Source organism: Arcicella rosea (genome assembly GCF_040543805.1).
Taxonomy (GTDB): domain Bacteria; phylum Bacteroidota; class Bacteroidia; order Cytophagales; family Spirosomataceae; genus Arcicella; species Arcicella rosea.
The window spans coordinates 230,355-250,699 of the sequence record NZ_JBEUMS010000009.1 but is presented as its reverse complement, the minus strand read 5'-3'; the positions used below and the strand labels follow the sequence as shown (position 1 = coordinate 250,699).

At 34.3% G+C, this 20,345-nt stretch carries 20 protein-coding genes; 6 read left to right on the top strand and 14 right to left on the bottom strand.

Annotation, left to right across the window (positions count from 1 at the left end; translation table 11 throughout):
- Positions 1–220 precede the first annotated feature (220 nt).
- On the bottom strand, positions 221–907 hold the full coding sequence (locus tag ABID42_RS13955; RefSeq protein ID WP_323260340.1) for a response regulator transcription factor: 687 nt from the start codon (positions 905–907) through the stop codon (positions 221–223).
- A gap of 175 nt (positions 908–1,082) precedes the next feature.
- On the opposite strand from ABID42_RS13955, the gene ABID42_RS13950 reads away from it, so the two are divergent.
- Entirely contained in the window at positions 1,083–1,610 is a 528-nt protein-coding gene (locus ABID42_RS13950) for an acyl-CoA thioesterase (RefSeq protein WP_323260342.1), read from the top strand.
- Positions 1,611–1,664: 54 nt separating this feature from the next.
- The gene (locus ABID42_RS13945; RefSeq protein ID WP_367284160.1) at positions 1,665–3,587 is read left to right on the top strand and encodes a RecQ family ATP-dependent DNA helicase; all 1,923 of its coding nucleotides are present in this window, start codon (positions 1,665–1,667) and stop codon (positions 3,585–3,587) included.
- 23 nt (positions 3,588–3,610) lie between these two features.
- Here ABID42_RS13945 and ABID42_RS13940 read toward each other — a convergent pair whose 3' ends face one another.
- The 9 genes from ABID42_RS13940 to ABID42_RS13900 form a co-directional block, all read right to left on the bottom strand.
- Entirely contained in the window at positions 3,611–4,381 is a 771-nt protein-coding gene (locus ABID42_RS13940) for an SDR family NAD(P)-dependent oxidoreductase (RefSeq protein ID WP_367284159.1), read from the bottom strand.
- 80 nt (positions 4,382–4,461) lie between these two features.
- Positions 4,462–6,132: a tetratricopeptide repeat protein gene (locus tag ABID42_RS13935; protein ID WP_323260348.1), complete on the bottom strand. Its 1,671-nt coding sequence runs from the start codon at positions 6,130–6,132 to the stop codon at positions 4,462–4,464.
- Between the two features lie 232 nt (positions 6,133–6,364).
- Positions 6,365–7,315 (bottom strand): PstS family phosphate ABC transporter substrate-binding protein, encoded by a 951-nt coding sequence (locus ABID42_RS13930; protein WP_367284158.1) that lies wholly within the window; start codon positions 7,313–7,315, stop codon positions 6,365–6,367.
- Between the two features lie 38 nt (positions 7,316–7,353).
- Positions 7,354–7,605 carry a hypothetical protein gene (locus ABID42_RS13925; RefSeq protein ID WP_367284157.1) on the bottom strand — a complete coding sequence of 84 codons (252 nt, stop codon included), beginning with the start codon at positions 7,603–7,605 and terminating at the stop codon, positions 7,354–7,356.
- Positions 7,606–7,819: 214 nt separating this feature from the next.
- Positions 7,820–8,656 (bottom strand): energy transducer TonB, encoded by an 837-nt coding sequence (locus ABID42_RS13920; protein ID WP_323260354.1) that lies wholly within the window; start codon positions 8,654–8,656, stop codon positions 7,820–7,822.
- 154 nt (positions 8,657–8,810) lie between these two features.
- Positions 8,811–9,326: an ExbD/TolR family protein gene (locus ABID42_RS13915; protein ID WP_323260355.1), complete on the bottom strand. Its 516-nt coding sequence runs from the start codon at positions 9,324–9,326 to the stop codon at positions 8,811–8,813.
- A 109-nt stretch (positions 9,327–9,435) separates the two neighbouring features.
- The gene (locus ABID42_RS13910) at positions 9,436–10,041 is read right to left on the bottom strand and encodes an ExbD/TolR family protein (protein WP_323260358.1); all 606 of its coding nucleotides are present in this window, start codon (positions 10,039–10,041) and stop codon (positions 9,436–9,438) included.
- 77 nt (positions 10,042–10,118) lie between these two features.
- The gene (locus tag ABID42_RS13905) at positions 10,119–10,958 is read right to left on the bottom strand and encodes a MotA/TolQ/ExbB proton channel family protein (protein WP_323260360.1); all 840 of its coding nucleotides are present in this window, start codon (positions 10,956–10,958) and stop codon (positions 10,119–10,121) included.
- Positions 10,959–11,266: 308 nt separating this feature from the next.
- Positions 11,267–11,662: a hypothetical protein gene (locus ABID42_RS13900; protein ID WP_367284156.1), complete on the bottom strand. Its 396-nt coding sequence runs from the start codon at positions 11,660–11,662 to the stop codon at positions 11,267–11,269.
- 104 nt (positions 11,663–11,766) lie between these two features.
- Between ABID42_RS13900 and ABID42_RS13895 the strand changes: the two genes are divergently transcribed.
- The gene (locus ABID42_RS13895) at positions 11,767–12,093 is read left to right on the top strand and encodes a DciA family protein (RefSeq protein WP_323260363.1); all 327 of its coding nucleotides are present in this window, start codon (positions 11,767–11,769) and stop codon (positions 12,091–12,093) included.
- A gap of 58 nt (positions 12,094–12,151) precedes the next feature.
- Here the strand turns inward: ABID42_RS13895 and ABID42_RS13890 are convergent, their stop codons facing one another.
- The 4 genes from ABID42_RS13890 to ABID42_RS13875 all read right to left on the bottom strand — a co-directional run bounded on the left by ABID42_RS13890 (position 12,152) and on the right by ABID42_RS13875 (position 16,314).
- Positions 12,152–12,655, bottom strand: coding sequence for a hypothetical protein (locus ABID42_RS13890; RefSeq protein ID WP_323260365.1), 504 nt, complete (start codon positions 12,653–12,655; stop codon positions 12,152–12,154).
- 96 nt (positions 12,656–12,751) lie between these two features.
- The gene (gene ftsZ / locus ABID42_RS13885; RefSeq protein WP_367284155.1) at positions 12,752–14,077 is read right to left on the bottom strand and encodes a cell division protein FtsZ; all 1,326 of its coding nucleotides are present in this window, start codon (positions 14,075–14,077) and stop codon (positions 12,752–12,754) included.
- 75 nt (positions 14,078–14,152) lie between these two features.
- Complete coding sequence (locus tag ABID42_RS13880; RefSeq protein WP_323260369.1) at positions 14,153–15,646, bottom strand: M20/M25/M40 family metallo-hydrolase; 1,494 nt, start codon at positions 15,644–15,646, stop codon at positions 14,153–14,155.
- Between the two features lie 116 nt (positions 15,647–15,762).
- Positions 15,763–16,314, bottom strand: coding sequence for a thioredoxin family protein (locus ABID42_RS13875; protein ID WP_367284154.1), 552 nt, complete (start codon positions 16,312–16,314; stop codon positions 15,763–15,765).
- Between the two features lie 342 nt (positions 16,315–16,656).
- Here ABID42_RS13875 and ABID42_RS13870 point away from each other — a divergent pair, with 342 nt between their 5' ends.
- From ABID42_RS13870 to ABID42_RS13860, 3 genes are all read left to right on the top strand, one after another.
- Positions 16,657–17,664 carry an ion channel gene (locus ABID42_RS13870; protein ID WP_367284153.1) on the top strand — a complete coding sequence of 336 codons (1,008 nt, stop codon included), beginning with the start codon at positions 16,657–16,659 and terminating at the stop codon, positions 17,662–17,664.
- Between the two features lie 33 nt (positions 17,665–17,697).
- Positions 17,698–18,606 carry a S66 peptidase family protein gene (locus ABID42_RS13865; protein WP_367284152.1) on the top strand — a complete coding sequence of 303 codons (909 nt, stop codon included), beginning with the start codon at positions 17,698–17,700 and terminating at the stop codon, positions 18,604–18,606.
- Positions 18,607–18,744: 138 nt separating this feature from the next.
- A complete protein-coding gene (locus tag ABID42_RS13860) occupies positions 18,745–20,283 on the top strand; it encodes a YifB family Mg chelatase-like AAA ATPase (protein ID WP_367284151.1) in 1,539 nt (512 codons plus the stop codon).
- The last annotated feature ends 62 nt before the right edge of the window (positions 20,284–20,345 follow it).

Sequence of the window (20,345 nt, the reverse complement as noted above, 5' to 3'; positions counted from 1 at the left end):
AAACTTCTTCCAAAAGTTTTTTAAAACTTTTTTTAAAATAATCCGTAAATAACTTAATATCAATACATTATTGCACACAATAAATAACGAAAAAATTTTAAACTTTTTTTCAACCATTTAATAAAACCTACATTTTAAATAAAAATTCGATCAACCATTGTTAATATGATTGACCGAATTTATTATAATTTATAAAAAAATCTATCCTAAAAATGGATACTTATAATACATCTAATCGAAAACCTACTCCATGAACATTGGTTAGTTTGACATTTGAGTCCTTATTAAGATACTTTCTTAAACGAGTAATGAATACATCAAGGCTTCTACCTTTAAAATAATCGTCATCTCCCCAAATTGCAATTAAGATTTTATCTCTTGACTGAGTTTCATTCTTATGATTGATTAGAAATGCCAATAAGTCTGCTTCTCGATGAGTAAGGTCTTGTACTTCGTTTTCAAAAAACAATTTCAGATTCTTTATATCAAAAGTATATTTTCCAATTAGTTGAAGTCCTTGATTTATCGTTTGTCCAGTTTTCTTTCCAGTTCTTTTAAGAATTGCTTCTATTCTTAAAACCAATTCTTCAATACTAAATGGTTTGGTTAGATAATCATCTGCACCTAATTTCAAGCCCTTGATTCTATCTTCTTTTAGTGATTTAGCCGTTAAGAAAATAATTGGCACATCACTTCCTGTAGCTCTTACAAATTCAGCAAGCGAAAAACCATCCATTTCTGGAAGCATTACGTCGAAAATGCAAATATCATATTGGTTATTTTGAAAAGCTCGTTGTCCAGCTTTTCCATCCGTTTGAAGGTCGATGGTGTATCCTTCTTGTTCTAGATTGTCTTTTACTACAAAACCTAAGCTATCGTCGTCTTCGACTAGTAATATTTTTGTCATTCGTTTGATTATAAGATTATCTTCCTTTATGAATGAAGTGTATTAAAAAATATTGTGTTGCTAATGTACTTGTTTTAGCCAATATTTACAATTCGTAGCGAATTGCTACTTTTGTAGGTAATTATTCAAATAAAAAAGTCATTCCACAAAAGACTGGCTATTAAACAGGAAAAGTATGTTCTCGTTAAATCCAAATAAACAATATCCTAAAAAATTATATTCAAAAGCAGTTGTAAGGTTTCAAGATTGTGACCCTTTGAAACATTTGAACAATGCCAAATACTTCGATTATTTCTTCAATGCTCGTGAAGACCAAGTAGCAACTATTTATGAATTTGATTACAATGACTATTTTGAACATAACAAAACGTCTTGGGTGGTGTACAATCATCAAATTGCTTATGTTAGTTCAGCCAAAGTAAGTGAAAGAATTGGCATTATTTCATCGGCTATCTATTTTAATGAAGATACTTTGGTGACTGAGTTTGTAATGACGGATGAAAATTGCACACATTTAAAAGCCGTACTTTGGACAACCTCAAAATATATTGATGTCATTACAGGCAAGAAAACAGCACATCAGCCAGAAGTACATAATTTTTTGAACGCAATTTGCGTAGAAGGAATCGACTTTGAACACATTAATCTGAATTCAAGAATTAAAACTATCAAACAAGAATTATTGGCGGGAACATTTATTTAAGGCTTTTCTGCTCTACACATTTCAATATTTATAAAGAAAATCTGTTGGTTACCTATGTTAGCTCAAGAAGTATTAAAACAGCATTGGGGTTATGATTATTTTCGTCCATTACAAGCAGAAATCATTCGTTCTGTAATTGATGGACGAGACACTTTGGCATTGATGCCAACTGGTGGTGGAAAATCTTTGTGTTTTCAAGTACCCGCTTTGATGAATGAGGGCATTTGTATCGTAGTTTCACCATTGATTGCTTTAATTCAAGATCAAGTAGAACAACTAAAGCGAAGAGGGATTTCTGCCATTGGTATTTTTTCGGGAATGCACAAAAATCAAATTGATATTGCTTTAGATAATTGTATTTATGGCGATGTAAAGTTTTTATATGTCTCGCCAGAACGCTTACAAACTACAATTTTCATAGAAAGAGTAAAACAGATGAAAGTAAATCTTTTGGCTGTTGACGAAGCACATTGTATCTCGCAATGGGGCCATGATTTCAGACCTCCCTACATGAAAATCGCTGAATTCAGGAAAATAATTCCGAACGTTCCACTTATTGCACTTACTGCTACTGCTACCAAAGAAGTAAAAGAAGAAATTCAAACTCGTTTAGAGATGAATTCACCTGCTATTTTTCAGCAAAGTTTTGCCCGTGAAAATTTATCATACTCCGCTTTTAAGGAAGAAGACAAAGAAAGTCGCCTCATTAAAATACTTCAAAACGTACAAGGCTCATCAGTTATTTATGTACGAAATCGACGAAGAACTCAAGAAGTATCAGATTTATTGAATAAAAATAATATTACAACAACATTTTATCATGCAGGATTAAGTGCAGATGAACGAAGTAAAAGACAAGCAAATTGGATTAAAAATCAAGTAAGGGTTATCGTTGCTACAAACGCATTTGGAATGGGCATCGACAAACCAGATGTAAGAACGGTTATTCATTTAGATTTACCAGATACTTTAGAAGCTTATTATCAAGAAGCTGGTCGTGCTGGACGAGATGGCGAAAAAGCATACGCTGTGGCACTTTTCAATCAAGTTGATGTTGAAAATTTAGCAAAAAACATTCAGCAGAATTATCCACCCATTGAATTAGTGAGAAAAGTATATCAGTGTTTGGGGAATTTCTTTCAGTTGGCTGTTGGTTCTGGAGAGTTTTCAAGTTTTGATTTTGATTTAGTGGAATTTCAAAAAAGGTTTGACTTACCTCCTACTGATACTTATTTTGCTTTGAAAATTCTGGAAAATGAAGGATTTATTCAGCTTTCAGATTCGTTTCATAGTTCTTCTAAAATTACGTTAAAGGTTGATAATCGACAATTGTATGATTTTCAGCTAAGAAATCCGAAATATGATTCCTTCATTAAATTGGTTTTAAGAATGTATGGCGGAGAATTATTCAGTACTTTTTTGACGATTTCAGAAGTAAATATTGCCAAAGCGTATTCTGTTCCGATAAAAGATGTGGAAATGATACTTTCGAGTTTAGAAAAATTTGATTTAATTATTTACGATAAACAGAAAGATAAACCACAAGTAACATTTTTAACAACAAGATTCGATGCTAAAAATTTGCCGCTTCAAGTACAAGAAATTAATTACCGTAAAGAAAAATCCTTACAAAAAGCTAAATCAGTTGGACATTATGTAAGTCATGAAAAAAGATGTCGAACACAGCTTTTATTGGAGTACTTTGATGAGCAAACAGATGATACTTGTGGAATTTGTGATAATTGCTTGAAACAAAAAAAGCAAAGTAAGCAAACAATTGAGGATGATGAGCCTGTAAAAAGTAATCAACAAAAAATCAAACAGCTTTTAGCGAACGGAGCCATGACTTTGCAGTTAATTATTCAGATTATGCAACCAGCCAATCAAGCATTATTGAAAAATATTATTCGAGAAATGATTGCAGATGAAGAGTTGTCTTATGATTCGGAAGGAAAATTAAAGCTTTCAGGTACATAAATGTCTGAAAGCTTCAATGATATTTATTGATAAATTCCAGCTGCTACATTTTCAGTAATAGATTTTGGTGCAAGCCAAGCTAAGAAAGCTCCTAATTTATTCACTATGCCAGGAATTACTTCTGTTTTCTTATCAAACATCGCTTTTACGGAAATCTTTGCAACTACTTCTGGCGTCATTGCTACTTTTTCAGCTGCTTTTCTCGCTTTGGCAGGTACAGCAGCTCTATCATTAAAACCAGTATCTGTTGCGCCCGGACTAATACAAGTAACAGATACAGAAGTATCTGTTAATTCATGTTTTAAAGCTCTTGAGAAATTCAGAACATAAATTTTCGTTGCTGCATAAACTGCCATTTTGGGCAAAGCTTGATAAGCTGTTGAACTAGCAATGTTCATGATATAGGCCTTAGACTGGCGCTTGAGCATTGGTAAAAACACATGGCACATTTCAGTTAAAGTCGCCATGTTTAGGTTCATCATATCTCTATTTTGTTCAATAGAATAAGTATCAAAATTGCCTACAGAGCCATAACCAGCATTATTGACTAAAACCGATACCTCATATTGATTTTTGGCAACCCAGTCAAACACTTGTCTGGCAACATCAACCGCAGCTAAATCTACCGCTAAGTAATCTACCTTTACCCCGTATTTTTCTTGAAGCTCAATGGCTACTTCACGAAGTAAACCTTCCGACCTAGCAACAAGTAATAAATTATATTTTTGTTTTGCCAATTCTATGGCTATCTCTTTTCCGATTCCTTTACTGGCTCCTGTGATTAGTGCGTACATTATTTTGTTTTTTAGAATACCCCAAAATTAACAAAGCCCTACCAAATGGCAGGGCCTTGAATCAAACAAATTTTAATATTTTATTTTTTCGGCGTTTTAGCTGGAGTAGTCACTGCTGGTGTAGCAGGAGTAGTTGGCGCTAAAAATTCCTTTAATTTATCTGGATCTTCAGGCTTAATAGCAACAGCTTTATCTACAAACTCTTGAATTTTGGCTGTATCTTTTGTTACGTTTGCATGATAACCCACTAAATATCTATAAGCTTCGTACAATTGCTCTTTGTTTGCTTTTGCTGGATCTGCAACACCCAAGAATTTCTCATAATGTGGTACCGCTAACCATTTTGTTCCAGTATAATCCACGTAGTTGTTAGTTCTAGCACGGAATAAATAGAATGGCGCAAATTTGTCGTTAATAGCAATAGCATTAGCAAACATTGTATCAGCTTTCATACCGATGTTATATCTAGCCAATGTATCTTCTCTTGGCGTATAAGCTGTTGTAAAGTAAAGAGCCATAGCTGCGTTGTAAAAATCAGCACTTGCCATTGGAGCTTTCTTCTTTTGCTTCCATTCAATTGATTTTAAAGCATAATCAGCTGCTTTAGCATATTTTTTCTGACCATACACAATCGTGTAGATTGAAGCATAATGGTTATTGATGGTATCTTCTGGAGCAGCTTTCAAAAAGTATTCAATTGCTAATGAATCTTGCTTTAAGCCTTGGTATCCTTTACCGAAATAAACATTATCCAAGTAATAAGGCTTAACACCCGCTTTTACCATTTGCTCTAGGTTTTCTATCCCTAATTGTGGATTTCCTAATTCAATATTAGAATAACCTTTCATTCTGAAGATATCATTATCTTTTGCTCCACCAGCCTCAGCTTGTGTTGTAAACTGCATCGCTCCTTCATAATCTTTCGCTAAGAACAATAATTTAGCTGTTGATAATAAGATTGCGGGAGTAGCTTCTGCTCTTTCTACGTATTTTCTAAAGAACTTAGATGATTCTTTATAACGGTTGAAAATGATATAGTATTCACCCATTCTTTTGTAGTAAGGAGCAAAAGAAGAATCAGTTTCATAAGCACTTTGGTAATTGTTTACTGTATATTGGTAATTTTTACCTCTTAAATAAACAACTCCTAATCTTACATAAGCTTTTGCAGTTTTATTAACTAAGATAGATTGTTCATAAGCAGAAGCCGCTGGACCGCCATCGTTTTTCAATAAAAACGCATCTCCTTTTACGATTTGCATATCAGCAGTTAAAGGCTTTTTAGTCTTTTCTGTGATCAAATCAATCAAACGGATTGCTTCACCTGGGTCATTTGTTTCCTCGTACATTGTGTAAGCTTCAGCAATACGGAACATTACTTCTGCATTTTTCATTTTGGTATCAGCCAAAATTTTATCAAAAGCAGCTTTTGCACCAGCACCATCTTTTTTAGCCAACATCAAAGTAGCCAAACCTACAGCATTTAAAGGTTGTTTAGGTTCAGCAGCGATACCTTTTTCAAAAGTAGCTTTTGCTTCATCTAATTCACCTGCACGCAAATGAGCATATCCTAAATAATATAAATTTTCACCCGTATTATTAGCAGCTAATAATGCGGTAAATGTTGCTTTCGCTTTATTTGGCTGGTCTCCGTCCAACTGCGCTAAGCCTTGCTGAACCGTTTGTCCATTTACCGCAACGGCAAACAACAAACTTGCAGCCACCAACAGAGATTTAATCTTTACTTCCATTTTTTTAATGTTTTAGTTGTAAGTAATTAAAATAAGTATATAAAATCAGGTAATTCTTTTTCTTACACAAATTTCCAAAATATCTTCTGAATTTGGAACAAAACAAAAAATTAAATTAAAAAATTGTTACAATAAGTCAAAATTTTATTCGCATTGAAGCATTTTTAAATACTTCTATTAAAAATTAAGGATTACCTTTTAAATATTTCGATAAAAAACTATGCCAATCAGCCTAATTTGTCTTTACTTGTCTTATCTGAAGTGGTTTCGTAAGTGGTAAAAGCCCACCTTTTAAAACAATTAATTGTCCTTGTTCAAGACACATATAATTAATAAATCCTGTTCCAAGCCCCATATAAGGTTCTTTTAATATTAACTTAATCTGGCGGATGAGTGGATATCTTTTTAAAGCAAGGTTATAACCAAATGGTTGATAATAATCTTCCGGGTTTGTACTAGCTTTTTCAGCAACTGACATTACATTTATTTCTCTAATAAAACCCAAAGATGCTGGATCATCTCCATCACTAATCCAGTTTGTACCGATAACTCCCATCGCATTTTTATGCGATTTAACATAATCAATTACTTGTTCGTTTGATTTTGCAGCAAAAAACGATACTTTATCATTCTTATTTATTCCAAATTTCTCTACTAAAAAAGTAAGGTTACTTGAACTTGTTCCATCAAAAACTAGTACTATATCTTCGCTAGAACCACCTTTACCAATTTCAGACCATTTCTTTTTTTCTCCTTTCATGATTGCTTCAAGTTCTTGAACAGTAATCGTTGAATCTCGATTTTCTTTATTGGTAATTAATGCCAAAGCATCACCAGCAAATTTGAAACTTCTGTAAGTGATTTTATCGTCAGTATATACTTTCTTTTCCGTTTCGTTTAATTCTCTTGTAATTACAGCAACCCTCGCTTTGTCATTTAATAACATTGCTACAGCTTCTCCTTCTGGTTTAAATACTAAATTGATTTTAGTATAAGGAAACGTTTCTTGAAAAGCCATTTTTTCCGCTTCAATAATTGGGCGAAAAGATTCATCTACGGCTACAGTAATTTCTCCTTTAGCAGGTGTGTCTAGTTCTTTTCCATCCTTATCAGTACTTCTTCCGCAAGAAAATACTGTGATTGCCAACAGAATACAACAAGGTAGATTTAATAGAGTTTTCATGGTTTTTGTGATTGTTTATTGCTTTATTTCAAATTAACTTAATGTTTATCTTCATAATGCGAGTACTTATCTTCTCCCTCATCATTGTCCTCATTCATTTTGATATACACTCGCCATGCTCTAAAAATACCATACAATAAAAGTAATGCCCCCAAAGCGTAAGCATACAACGGAGAAGGTAACATCATTTGTGAAAAAGCTGATTCTGGATAAAGTATCAAAAGCGCTCCAATTACTGAGTAAGAAAGAGCCATTAATACATTAACAAGCACAAAAATTCTGCTAGGCATTTTTTTAGATTGAGATATGAATTATTATGTATAAGTAAAGAATGAGGTATTTCATTGAAAGTATAGCTCTTATTTAAGTACCATCATTGATGTCTCATACTTTATCTTTACATACATAACGAAATAAAAAACAAAAACTGATTCCCTTTGAAAAATGAAACCTGTCAGATTGCTGACAGGTTTTCATTGTTTCCTTAATGCTCAAGAATAGAAACTATTCAGAAAGCACAAAGCTAATTGGTACTGTAAATCTAGAACGAACTGCACGACCAGACTGTTTACCTGGAGTCCATTTCGGTACTGATTTAATTACTCTAACAGCTTCTTCATCGCAACCAAAACCTACTGATTTAAGTACATCTACGTTTTGGATACTACCATCAGTATTTACAACGAATTGAATATATACTTTACCAGAAACGTTTGCACGCTGAGCGGCAGCTGGGTATTTCAAGTTTTTCTGTAAGAATTTACCAAAAGCACCCATACCACCTGGAAATTCTGCTTGTTGTTCTACCGCCGTAAAGATTTCTTCTTCTTTCGGTTTTGGTGGTTCAACTGGTGCTTCAGGAGCTGTACCTCTTGCATCCGGATCTACTGGAGGTCCAGCATCTTCGGTTTCTCCTTTTACAGTTTCAGAAGCAGTGTTACCTTTTACCTCTTCAGGAGGTGGTTCTGGTTTTGTTACCTCTTCATCTTTTTTGATTTCAGGAGGTAAGAATTTCGTTGTCGTCACCTTTGGTAATTCTTTTGGTGGTGGCGGCGGTGGTGGTGGTGGTGGTGGTGGTGGTGTTTTATTCTCTGGTGGTGGCTGATCAATTTTCATTACTTCAGCAGTTACCTCAGTTTTTGCTTTTGCTAATTGTTCATTGATTTTATTATAAATAAATGATAATGCAAAAAGAGAAGAAACCGAAGCTATACCAATTATCAGAGAACGTGAAACCACTTTCGGATAAGATTTTCTTAAGATATAAGCACCATATTCTTTGTTCTTATTCTTAAAAATAATGTCATCCAACGTTGCATTTTGGCTTATTACGTTTGACATAATTTCTGATGTTAATACTGTTAATGTTTTTCAACTTGAATGAATTTCAAATATAGAAAACCATCAAATTAAATATTCATTGAACTAAGATAAAACTATTAATTTAGTTTTCAAAATACTTTGAACTATTTTTTTAGTTTTATTCTAATTTTTATTAAAGACCTGATTTTTTGATTAGTTTTTCAGAATCTGGATCAATTTCAAGAATTGCATAACGCTTATTGCTAGTGATAGCACATTCATCAAGCAAATCTACCATATTCTTATACTTAGCTCCTTTTGTTGCTTTAATCACAATCGTAAAATTATCACCTACTCGTCTTTTATAGTCGAATAAAACGGTTCTAATTCCGTCTTTAGAATAATTTGTTTTCTGAAGTTGAGTTGATGCTTCTGTCGGTAAACCTTGATAGTAATATACTTTCTCGGCATCAGGCATCACAGTTAAGGTTTCAGACATTTTAACTTCTGATTTTTCTTCCTTCTCTGTTTTATCAGGCATATTCAACTGCATTACTACGGGCTTTGCTAACGTCGTGGTTAACATAAAAAAGGTAATCAATAAGAAACCCAAATCTACCATGGGAGTCATGTCAATTTTGGTTGACGCTTTTTTACTGCGTTTCTTACCGCCTTTTTTGCCCCCACCGTCTTGACTTATTTCTGCCATTGTATTGGGGTTTAATTGTTGGTAGTTAATGATACTCAGATGGGTTTTATAAGACCCTGCCTTTCAAAGAGAGGCAGGGTTAAAACTACTGAGTACAACTAAATAAAATCTATTGAGGTCTACCTTCAGGAGATGTAACCAATTGGAATGTGTTAATATTCTGTTCCTGTAAAGTACCAACTACTTGGTTGAATACTTTATAGTTTGAATTAGCATCACCTTTAATAGCTACCTTTAATCCTGGATTAGAAATTTTTGCATAACTAACCCAAAGGAAAAGTTCATTATTGGCTGAATCACAAGGAATTCCTTTCAAAAGCCCTTTTGCTTTTGCATCAGAAGGTTTCATTCCTAAGATTTGACGCATTGCACCTGCTGGATATCCTACGATTTCTGAAGCATCATAATTCTTCTTCATTTCAGCAGAAACTGGTACAGAAAGGCGGTTTGCCATTCTTTCCAACATATAATCCTTTGCAGCTTTATCGTCTGTTCCTAAAAAAATACCACCTTCAGTACTAACTGATATAGTAAGGATTCCTTTTTCGCCAGTTATTGTTTTCTCTGAAATAGATGACGGTGGAACGATTGTTACGGCTTCTTCAGGTTTAAACTTTGCAGTAAGCATGAAGAAAGTAAGTAACAAGAACGCCACATCGCACATCGCTGTCATGTCTAGAGAAACACTTTGTCGTTTTGCTTTAACTTTTGGCATAATCTTGTTTAGTTATAAGTTATTAGATAGCGTCATAGTAATAAACCTATAACACTTAGCGCTTAACACAATAACTATTAATTATGGTGAGTTGCATAGTTTTGGTTGATACTTAAACCAATTTCATCAACGCTATAAGTTAATTCGTCAATTTTAGACGTAAAGAAGTTATAAGCGATAATACAAACTGCAGATGTACCGATACCTAATGCCGTATTGATTAGGGCTTCAGAGATACCATTTGCCAATGCAGTTGAGTCAGTTGAACCTCCTGAGTTACCTAAAGCCGAGAACGCTTTAATCATACCAACTACTGTTCCTAAAAGACCGATTAGCGTAGAAACTGAAGCTAACGTAGCAATGATAGTTAAGTTTTTCTCTAACATTGGCAATTCCAATGAAGTAGCTTCTTCAACTTCTTTGCTAAGAGCTGCTAATTTTTGTTCTTTGTCCAAAGAACCATCACTTGTTAACTGCTTGTATTTTTTAACAGCAGCTAAAGTAACGTTTCCTACTGAACCTTTTTGTTTGTCACACTCTTTCAATGCTGCTTCAGTATCGTCTTTGTCAAGAAGAGCTTGAATTTTACGAACAAATGCGTTAACATCACCGCTTCCTTTAGCTTTACTGATTGTGATAAGACGCTCGATAGAGAATGTTAAAGCTGTTAAGAAACAAGTTAAAAGGATTGGTACAATATCACCACCTTTAAATGCAAGAGCTAAAAAATCTCCTTGGTGTGGGTGACCTTCGTTAGTTCCGCCTTCAAAACGTGAACCATCTCCCATCACAAAACGGAAAAATAACTGTGCAATAACAAAAAGAATTACAATAACCAAGCCTGCTGAAATGCCGCCTGATTTTTTTTGAGCTGGTGCTGCTGGTTTAGCAGCTGGAGTTTTTGCTTGTGTACTCATTAGTTTGGTAATTTTTGGGTTTAAGTTAAAAAACAGTTTTAGGTGATTTTTAAAATAAAAATAATGAAAATAACCTAAACGCAAAAGATTCTTTTGAAATATCTTGTTTTAGGTAATGACAAAACTAACACAAAATTCTTTTAATTATGATACCTTCTGTATGAAGTTTTTTTAAAAAAAATATTCAACAAAACCTATGTATTGTACTATAACAATAAATACAAGCATTTTGAAAGACATTTGCAGTATTATTTCAAGAATTTGACTTTTCAATGAATGTATATAACTTTTCAATGAATGTATTTTTTTCATAAAAACTCCCTAAGGATTGTTTCTAGGATGCCAATTTCATGAGTATTTTCTTTGATTTTCTGATAGTCTAAAATACTTATTGTTTTTTCTAATCGCTCATTGTTTCCTTTTATCAGAAGCTTTAGGCTATCGGGTTTGTCTAATAAATTGTTAAGCAATGCCATCATTTGTTTCAGACTTGCTCCTTCTTCTAAATCAAAAAATACAAGTACTTTCTCAGCTTCTTTTATCAAGCTGTTGGCATAATGAAACGTTAAATTATCAGAGTGGTTATCAATATCATAAACAATAACTGATGGTTTTGTTTTCTTGACAAAATCAATCGACTCATTATTGTAGGTAATATTATTCCGATTATTACGTACTTGGATATATAAAAAAAGATTAGACATTCGGTTGTATTATTAATTTAATGGCTAAGGTTTAATTTATTGGCACTTACAATAACAAAATCTCTTAACTTTGGCACTCATCAAGTTTCAGTTGCAGTAAAGTCATGTCGAAAGTATATCAATATAATAAAGAAAATGCTCGTAGAAAGACAGGTACGTCCTCGTTGAAGGATGCTATCGAAGATATGCTTGAGCTATATAAAATCCGTTCTAAATTTAACGAAACATATATTGTAGCTTATTGGGAAAAAATTATGGGTTCGCCAATTGCTTCTCGAACCACACAAATCTATATTAATGATGGAAAATTATTTATTCAATTAGATTCTGCTCCACTTCGAAATGAATTATTGATGGCAAAAAATAAAATTATCGAACTAATCAATAAAGAAGTTGGAGAGAAAATTATTCAGGATGTGGTCTTTCTCTGAGGTGATTTGTAAGAACACAAAACATAGTATGAAAAAGCCATTTTCGGATAGCTAAACACTACTTCTCTGAATTCTTCAATTTACTTTTCAAACTAAAATATTTGATGATATAGATGATTGCCAGCAACACCGAAAATCCCAACAAGGCGATATACAAACCTTGGTACTTCTCAATTTCTTCCAACATCTGATGATTCTCTTTTGAAAAGCCTTTGTGTCTTTCTGTCAATTCTACCAAATCATGATTCTTTTGTGTTAAATCATTATTCTCTTGAATCAATTGGTTATACTTATCAGTAAAAGCAGCAGTAGCATTTGATTGAATGCTTTTGTACTCGTTGAGAATTTCGTTGTCTTTATCAATAATTTCGGTTAAAGCCTCTATGGTTTTTTGCATATCATCTTTTGAACGATTGCCAAAAAGCCCTGTTGACAAATTTTCTGATTCTTTATATTTCTGATACAAGATTTCTCTTTCTTCTGTGAGCTCTTTTATTTTGTCCTGAGCCTGAACATTTACAAACACAAAACAAGTAAGCAATAATAACAAGATTTTTTTCATTGATTTATCTATTGTGAAAATTGAAATACTGTTTAATAAAAATCCCACAAGAATTGGCGCTTGCGGGATTGGTATGTTAAAATCTATCAATTACAATTATAATGAATGTGTCTGATAATCAAGTTCTAATATTTCAGAAATATCTAACAATTTAACATTATAACGCTGAAAAGCTGGCGTGTCGTAATCTTCAATATCTGTTGGCATTTTATTCGAGAAATCGTCAATCATTTTACGAAGTCTTGGTGTATCATCTTCACGAGGTGGGAAAACATGTTTTATAGCTTGTTTTTCCTCTTCAATTACCTCCTCTTCTTCTTCTTCGTACACTTCTTCCTCTTCCTCAACTTTTGAAATTTGCAAGGTTACAGGCTCTTTCAAACCTTTTTTGGCATGATTCCCATTTAACCCTTGTTTTATAGGAGTACGGACAGGTCCATCAGGTAAATCAAAGCCCGCTGCAATCACTGTGATACTCATATCATCCCCAAGATTATTATCAATGATAAAACCGAGTTTGAATCCAGCAGGAGAATTTCCGATGGCTTCCATGATATGTGCAGTAATAGCCGTTTGTTCTTTTACCGCCATTACTTTTTGCTCACTGGTAGCAATTGTAACAAGAATACGTTTTGCGCCTTTAATATCACGATTATTCAATAATGGTGAATCAAGGGCTTTTTCGATTACTTCTTTTGCTCTGTTTGGACCTTTCGCTGTAGCTGTACTCATTACAGCTTGACCAGCATTACTCAATACTTTCTTAACATCTTTAAAGTCAGCATTGATTTTACCAGATTTTGTAATTACTTCCGCTACCGACTTCGCCGCATTTGCCAATACATCATCTGCATGTTCAAAGGCTTCCAAGATGTTTAAATCTTCGTATATTTCTAGCAACTTATCATTCAGAACAACCAAAACAGTATCACAAGTACGTTGTAATTCTGCAATTCCACGATTAGCCGCTTCAATTTTTTCAGTTCCTTCCCATGAATACGGAGCCGTTACGATAGCAACTGTTAGAATATCTAATTCTTTAGCAATTCTAGCAATTTCTGGTGCAGCACCTGTACCAGTTCCTCCACCCATACCAGCAGTAATAAAAACCATTCTGGTACTTGGTTGAAGAAGTGCTTTTATTTGCGCTTCACTTTCTAATGCTGCCAATCGTCCTTGTTCTGGTTCTGTACCGGCTCCAAGTCCTTCTGTTAAGATTTCGCCTAATTGTAATTTTACAGGAACAGTGTTATCATTCAGCGCCTGTAAATCGGTATTACAAACAACAAAATCTACGTCATCAATCCCCATTTCGTACATGTGACGAACAGCATTACTTCCTCCTCCGCCGACTCCAATCACTTTAATGATATTGTCTTTTGTATCAGATGAAATTTCAATATTATGTTCAAAAAAATCCATATTATTTAAATCATTAATTAAGGATTAACCAATTAGCGAACAGTCGGTTGAATGTTTCAGAATATCGTAAATACATTATTCTTCAGTTCCCCATTTCCATTCTCTACCAAGTTCTAATTCTTTTCTAAGGTTTTGTTTTATGAAAAAATCTCTAGTCGAGTAAAAGTCTAATTTCTTTGCTGGAATTTTATCAACATTGGCAATTCCGTACAACATCATCGCTGTATATCTTACAGTATTTACCATTTCATTTTTGTTGATTAAATCAAAACGGTCACAATTGGCATGATAACATCCTACTGCATCTGGCGAAATTCCACCAATTGGCGAAGCCGTTGGAATACCTTCCAACATAAAACTTTGATGGTCTGAATGAAGCCCCGCTTGATTGATTACATTGTTTTTATATTCTGGAGAAGCCTTTTTCATGTACTCTCCTATTTTAGTAAACAATGCTACCATTTCTTCCCTACCTGATGTGTTGAATCCGTTAGCGTTATTCGCCATATCCAGATTAAACATAAAGGCTACTTTCTCTAGCGAATTATTCCTTTTACTTTTTTCAATCATCGCTTTTGAACCCAATAGTCCTTCTTCTTCACCCATGAACATCACAAATTCAATCGTTCTTTTAGATTTCAAATTCAAGGCTTTGAAAGCACGAGCAATATCTAAAATAGAAAATGAACCAATCCCATTATCCAATGCACCAGTAGCTAAATCCCATGAATCAAGATGACCGCCAATTACGATTTTCTCATCACGGTATTTTTTGTTATCTCCTTTGATAGTTGCAATCACATTACGAGCTTTAATCATTTTACTAAAGTTCTTCATATCAATTACTCCCATCAAATTGGGTTGTTCGCTCATCCAAGAACGGATTCTGATGCCACTTTCTAAAGAAACACAAACCGCAGGAATCGCAATTAAACTACCTGTAACCGAAGCTGTACCTGTTAATAGTACATTTCCTTTTACAGTATTCACAAAAATTACTCCTGCCGCACCATATTGCATGGCTAGGGCTGTTTTTTCTGAACGATGCAAATTACGAGTACCTTTAAAAGGTGCTAATAATCCAAGATTCACTAAAGCGATTTTGCCAGGAAGCTGTTCTTTTACTGCTTGAAAATCTGGTTCTAATCCATTACCAACATCTACCAATTCCGCAGTAACTTTTGCTTCAACGGGTGTCATTGCTAAAGATACTACTTCTACATCTTGAAAATTGTCACTTTTCTTTGGAGCGATTGATAAGGTAACGGTATCTCTCGACCAAGCTTCTACTTGAAATGGCTGATACTTTACATCTTTGAAACCATACGATTTCAGCAAATTATAAGTATATTCTTCTGCTTTTTTTCCGTTTGAACTTCCCGTAAGACGGTGTCCAATTGTTTTGCAGGCATCTCCCAAAGTTTCGTAAGCACGACTGTTGGCTAATACTTCATCATTAATTTGCTTGAAGGTTTCAATTAATTCTTCGTCTTCATCCACTAATGGACTGAATGCAGCTGTTGAAGTAATAAGTATTAAAATTAAAAAAAAGTAAAGGTTTATTTTCATTTTGGTTTGTTGTGAAATAAGAAATAATAAGGGAATTTACAAAAAAACTCGACAAACTCTAAATATTAAAAATAAGAATAAACCTTAATTATTTCAGCAATACTTTTCGCATTGGCTTACTGCTTGTTCTCTACAACGTACTGTTTAGGATATATTTCTTTTTGATACTTGTCCCAATCGCCTTTACGATAGTGGTCGTCTCCAAAAAAAGTAATTACTTGATGAAACTGTTTGGCTTCTTGATAACCCGCCACAGGTTGAATCATATTGAATTTTTCGTCCAAATATACAATCGTCGGAAAGCTCATTTTGCCTTGTAAAAGTGCTACTCCTGCTTGGTTATAGCCATTCTCCCAAATATATTGTTGTTTGCCAATTCTAAGAGTATCTTTCATTTCGGCATCCAATTTTACTGCATAATATTTTTGATTGACGAACTCTACTACTTTTTCGTCTGTAAATGTTTTTTGGTCCATCACTTTGCACCAACCACACCAGCCAGTATATACATCTACTAAAATTTTTCGTGGTTCTTTTTCTGTTGCAGCAAAAGCTTGTTCCAAAGTCATCCAATTGATTTTAGCTTTAGCTGGTTTAGCTGCTGTTACTTGTGCTTTTCCCACAAAAGCCATCAGACAAAAAAATAATGTTACAAATATGTTTTTCATGATTCTTAGCACAATAATCTAAAAAATTGAATATTAAAATGAGCCAACAAAGTGTTGCAATTCAAAAATACTGGAGAAAATAGCATCCCTATTTACAAAGATAATTAGATAAAGTAATTTTCATTCTAACACTTTTCAAGATAATGCCAAATATAATTTCTTGTAAATAGCATTTCATCCTTCAAAAGCTTTTTATAAACAATTCTTTAGTCCGAAAAACATCTTTGCTATACGTTAGCAATTTACAAAAGGTTTGTTTTCCTTACAAAGATTTTTGAGTAAACGGTCAACTGTTTTACTTTCAATAATTATCTTTAACCGTTATTGACTTCAAAAAAATTCATGGCTATACTTCGACACAAAAAAAGTAAACTTGTTGAGGCAGAAGAAAAACGCAACGATTTGGGCTTTGGGACTCAAATCACAGACCCTGATACTCGCTTATTAAATCGTGATGGCAGTTTCAATGTTAAACGAATTGGTGGTAATTTTTGGGGACGTTATAATATTTTCAATGAGTTAATTATTTGTTCTTGGAAACGTTTTTTCACACTCATTGTTGCCTTTTACTTAATCCTAAATTTTATTTTCGCTTGTCTTTATCAAGCTGTTGGCATTGAACACCTGCAAGGCGTTGATTTATCGACAAAAGGCTCTGGTTTTATGGATGCCTTTTTCTTTTCTTCCCAAACACTCACTACGGTAGGTTATGGAAGAATCGCCCCTATTGGTTTTGGCGCAAGTACCATCGCCGCCATTGAATCGTTATTAGGGTTATTGATTTTTGCCTTGGCTACCAGTTTATTGTACGGACGTTTTTCAAGACCAGTTGCTAGAGTTTTATACTCCGACAAAGCCGTTATTGCGCCTTATTTGGATATTACTGGCTTTATGTTTAGGATTGTAAATGAACAAGATAGACAATTAATCGACATTCAGGTAGAATTGGCTGTATCGATGCTCAAAAAGCAAAGTGATAGTAAAACTGTAAGACGATATTACGGACTGAAACTGGAAAGAAGTAAAGTAAATTTTTTTCCTGCCAATTGGACAATCGTTCATCCAATTACAGATGAAAGTCCACTTTTTGGTTTAACGCAAGATGATTTACTAGCAAGCGATGCCGAGTTTTTGGTTTTGTTAAAAGCCACAGAAGAAACTTATAACCAAACTGTGAATTCTCGGACTTCATTTCATGCACGAGAAGTAGTAATGGGTGCAAAATTTCTTCCAATGTTTAGCGATGTTCCCGGTGCTGGAGTAGTAACTTTGGACTTGCGAAAATTATCCGATATTCAAGAAGTACCATTAAGTAGCGAGTATCATCCTCATCACGAAACAAAAAATTAGAGAGTTTTTCAGCAATACTCTTTTATCATTAAAATGATTCAACCAAAAGCATTACAAAAAGGAGACACCGTTGGCTTAGTAGCATTAGCCTGTAAAGTAGATTTTGATTTAATAAAACCTGCCATTGAAGTAATCGAAAATATTTGGGGATTAAACGTAGTATTGGGAACTTCGCTAACGAGCAAGTATCATCAATTTGCTGGAACAGATGAAATTCGTGCTAACGATTTTCAATTAATGTTGGACAACCCAAACATTAAAGCTATCATTTCTGCAAGAGGTGGATATGGAAGTTCACGATTATTAGATACAATTGATTTCACAAACTTCATCCAAAACCCAAAATGGATTACTGGTTTTTCAGATATTACGGCAGTACTTTGTCATATTCACACGCTTGGTATTGAAAGTATTCACTCGACCATGCTAAAATTATTTATGCAAGATGGCGGAGAGTTTGCTTTAGAAACACTTAGAAAAGTACTTTTCGGAGAAGGTGTAAATTATAATATTCCCGCACATTCATTAAATAGAAAAGGAATTGCCAAAGGACAATTAGTGGGCGGAAATCTTGCTATACTTACTCATATCATAGGCTCAAACTCAGATGTTGATACTGATGGAAAAATCTTATTTTTAGAAGACGTCGGCGAATACTTATACTCTATCGACCGCATGATGATTCAATTGAAACGTGCTGGAAAATTACAATCTTTAGCAGGTTTGATTGTAGGACATTTTTCTGATTTAGAAGACAATGAAGTACAGTTCGGAAAAAATGCTAATGAAATTATTCAAGATGCTGTGGCAGCATATAATTTCCCTGTTTGTTATGGTTTTCCTGTTGGACATGAACCTGAAAATTGGGCATTGCCTTGTGGAAGAGAAGTAAGTTTAAGCGTTGAAGAAAATGGTGTTTGGTTGAGTGAAGGTTTAAAATAATATGAAGATATTTCATTGTAAAAATAGATACAATCAATTATTGTATTCTATACAAAGACTTTAGTCTTTTTTATAAATCTATCTTATCTTTGTTTCTTGTTATTTTGTTCAAACCAAGCACCATAAACACAAAAATCTATGCTTGCAAAAACCTTCGGTAGTGCCGTTCATGGTGTTGATGCTACCATTATCACTGTTGAAGTGAGTGAAGGACAAGGACAGCATTTCTTTATCGTCGGGCTTCCCGACGGAGCTGTCAAAGAATCTACTCATCGGGTAGAATCTGCTATTAAACAAACAGGTTTTTTCTTTCCTCGTACCAAAGTCGTTGTAAACCTTGCTCCTGCTGATATTCGGAAGGAAGGTTCTGCTTATGATTTACCAATTGCTTTAGGGATTATTCATGCTTCTGGACAAGCTAATTTGAAAAGCCTTGAAGACTACGTAATCATGGGGGAATTAGCCTTAGATGGTGCTTTACGTCCGATAAAAGGGGTATTACCAATTGCGATTGAAGCCCGTAAAAAAGGCTTAAAAGGTTTTATTCTTCCTACAGAAAATGCTTCTGAAGCTTCTATTGTTAATAATTTAGATATTATCGGGGTAAATACTTTAGAAGAAGCTGTCGATTTCTTAAAAGGGACACTCAAAATAGAGCCACTCGTTACTGATACTCGTGATATTTTCTTTAATTCTCAGAACGATTATGACGCAGATTTTTCTCATGTTCAGGGACAAGAAAACATCAAAAGAGCTTTAGAAATTGCGGCAGCTGGTGGTCACAATGCCATTATGATTGGTCCGCCCGGTGCTGGCAAAACCATGTTAGCCAAAAGAATTCCGTCAATACTGCCTCCATTGTCTTTACAAGAAGCTTTAGAAACTACCAAAATACATTCTGTAGCAGGGAAACTAGGAACAAAGGCAAGTTTGATTTCGACTCGCCCTTATCGTTCTCCGCATCATACCATTTCAGATGCGGCTTTAGTAGGTGGAGGAGGTAATCCACAACCCGGAGAAATATCATTAGCGCATAATGGCGTATTGTTTTTGGATGAATTACCAGAATTCAAGCGTTCAGCCTTAGAAGTAATGCGTCAGCCTTTGGAAGAAAGAAAAGTATCTATTTCAAGAGCAAGATGGGCGGTTGAGTTTCCGTCAAGTTTTATGCTGATTGCTTCGATGAACCCTTGTCCATGTGGTTATTACAATCATCCTGAAAAAGAATGTGTTTGCGGTCCGGGCGTAGTGCAGAAGTATCTCAACAAAATTTCAGGACCTTTATTAGATAGAATCGACTTGCACGTAGAAGTAACGCCCGTAAAATTTGAACAATTATCATCCAACAGAAAATCTGAAAGTTCAGCGGATATTCGGGAAAGAGTAATAAAAGCCAGAGAAATACAAACAATTCGTTTTAAAGACCATCCTGCGATTTACTCTAACGCTATGATGCCTTCGCAAATGGTAAAAGAAGTCTGCGAAATCAGTACAGCAGGCGTAGCTTTATTGAAAAGAGCGATGGAAAGATTACAATTATCTGCACGAGCTTACGACAGAATTTTAAGAGTAGCCCGCACGATTTCTGATTTAGCAGGCACAGAAGATATTCGCACAGAACACCTTGCCGAAGCCATACAATATAGAAGCTTGGATAGAGAGAATTGGGCGGGATGATGATGATGATTTAATGTTCTTTTTTCATTTCATCAATCATTCGTATTTCATCGTTAATGATT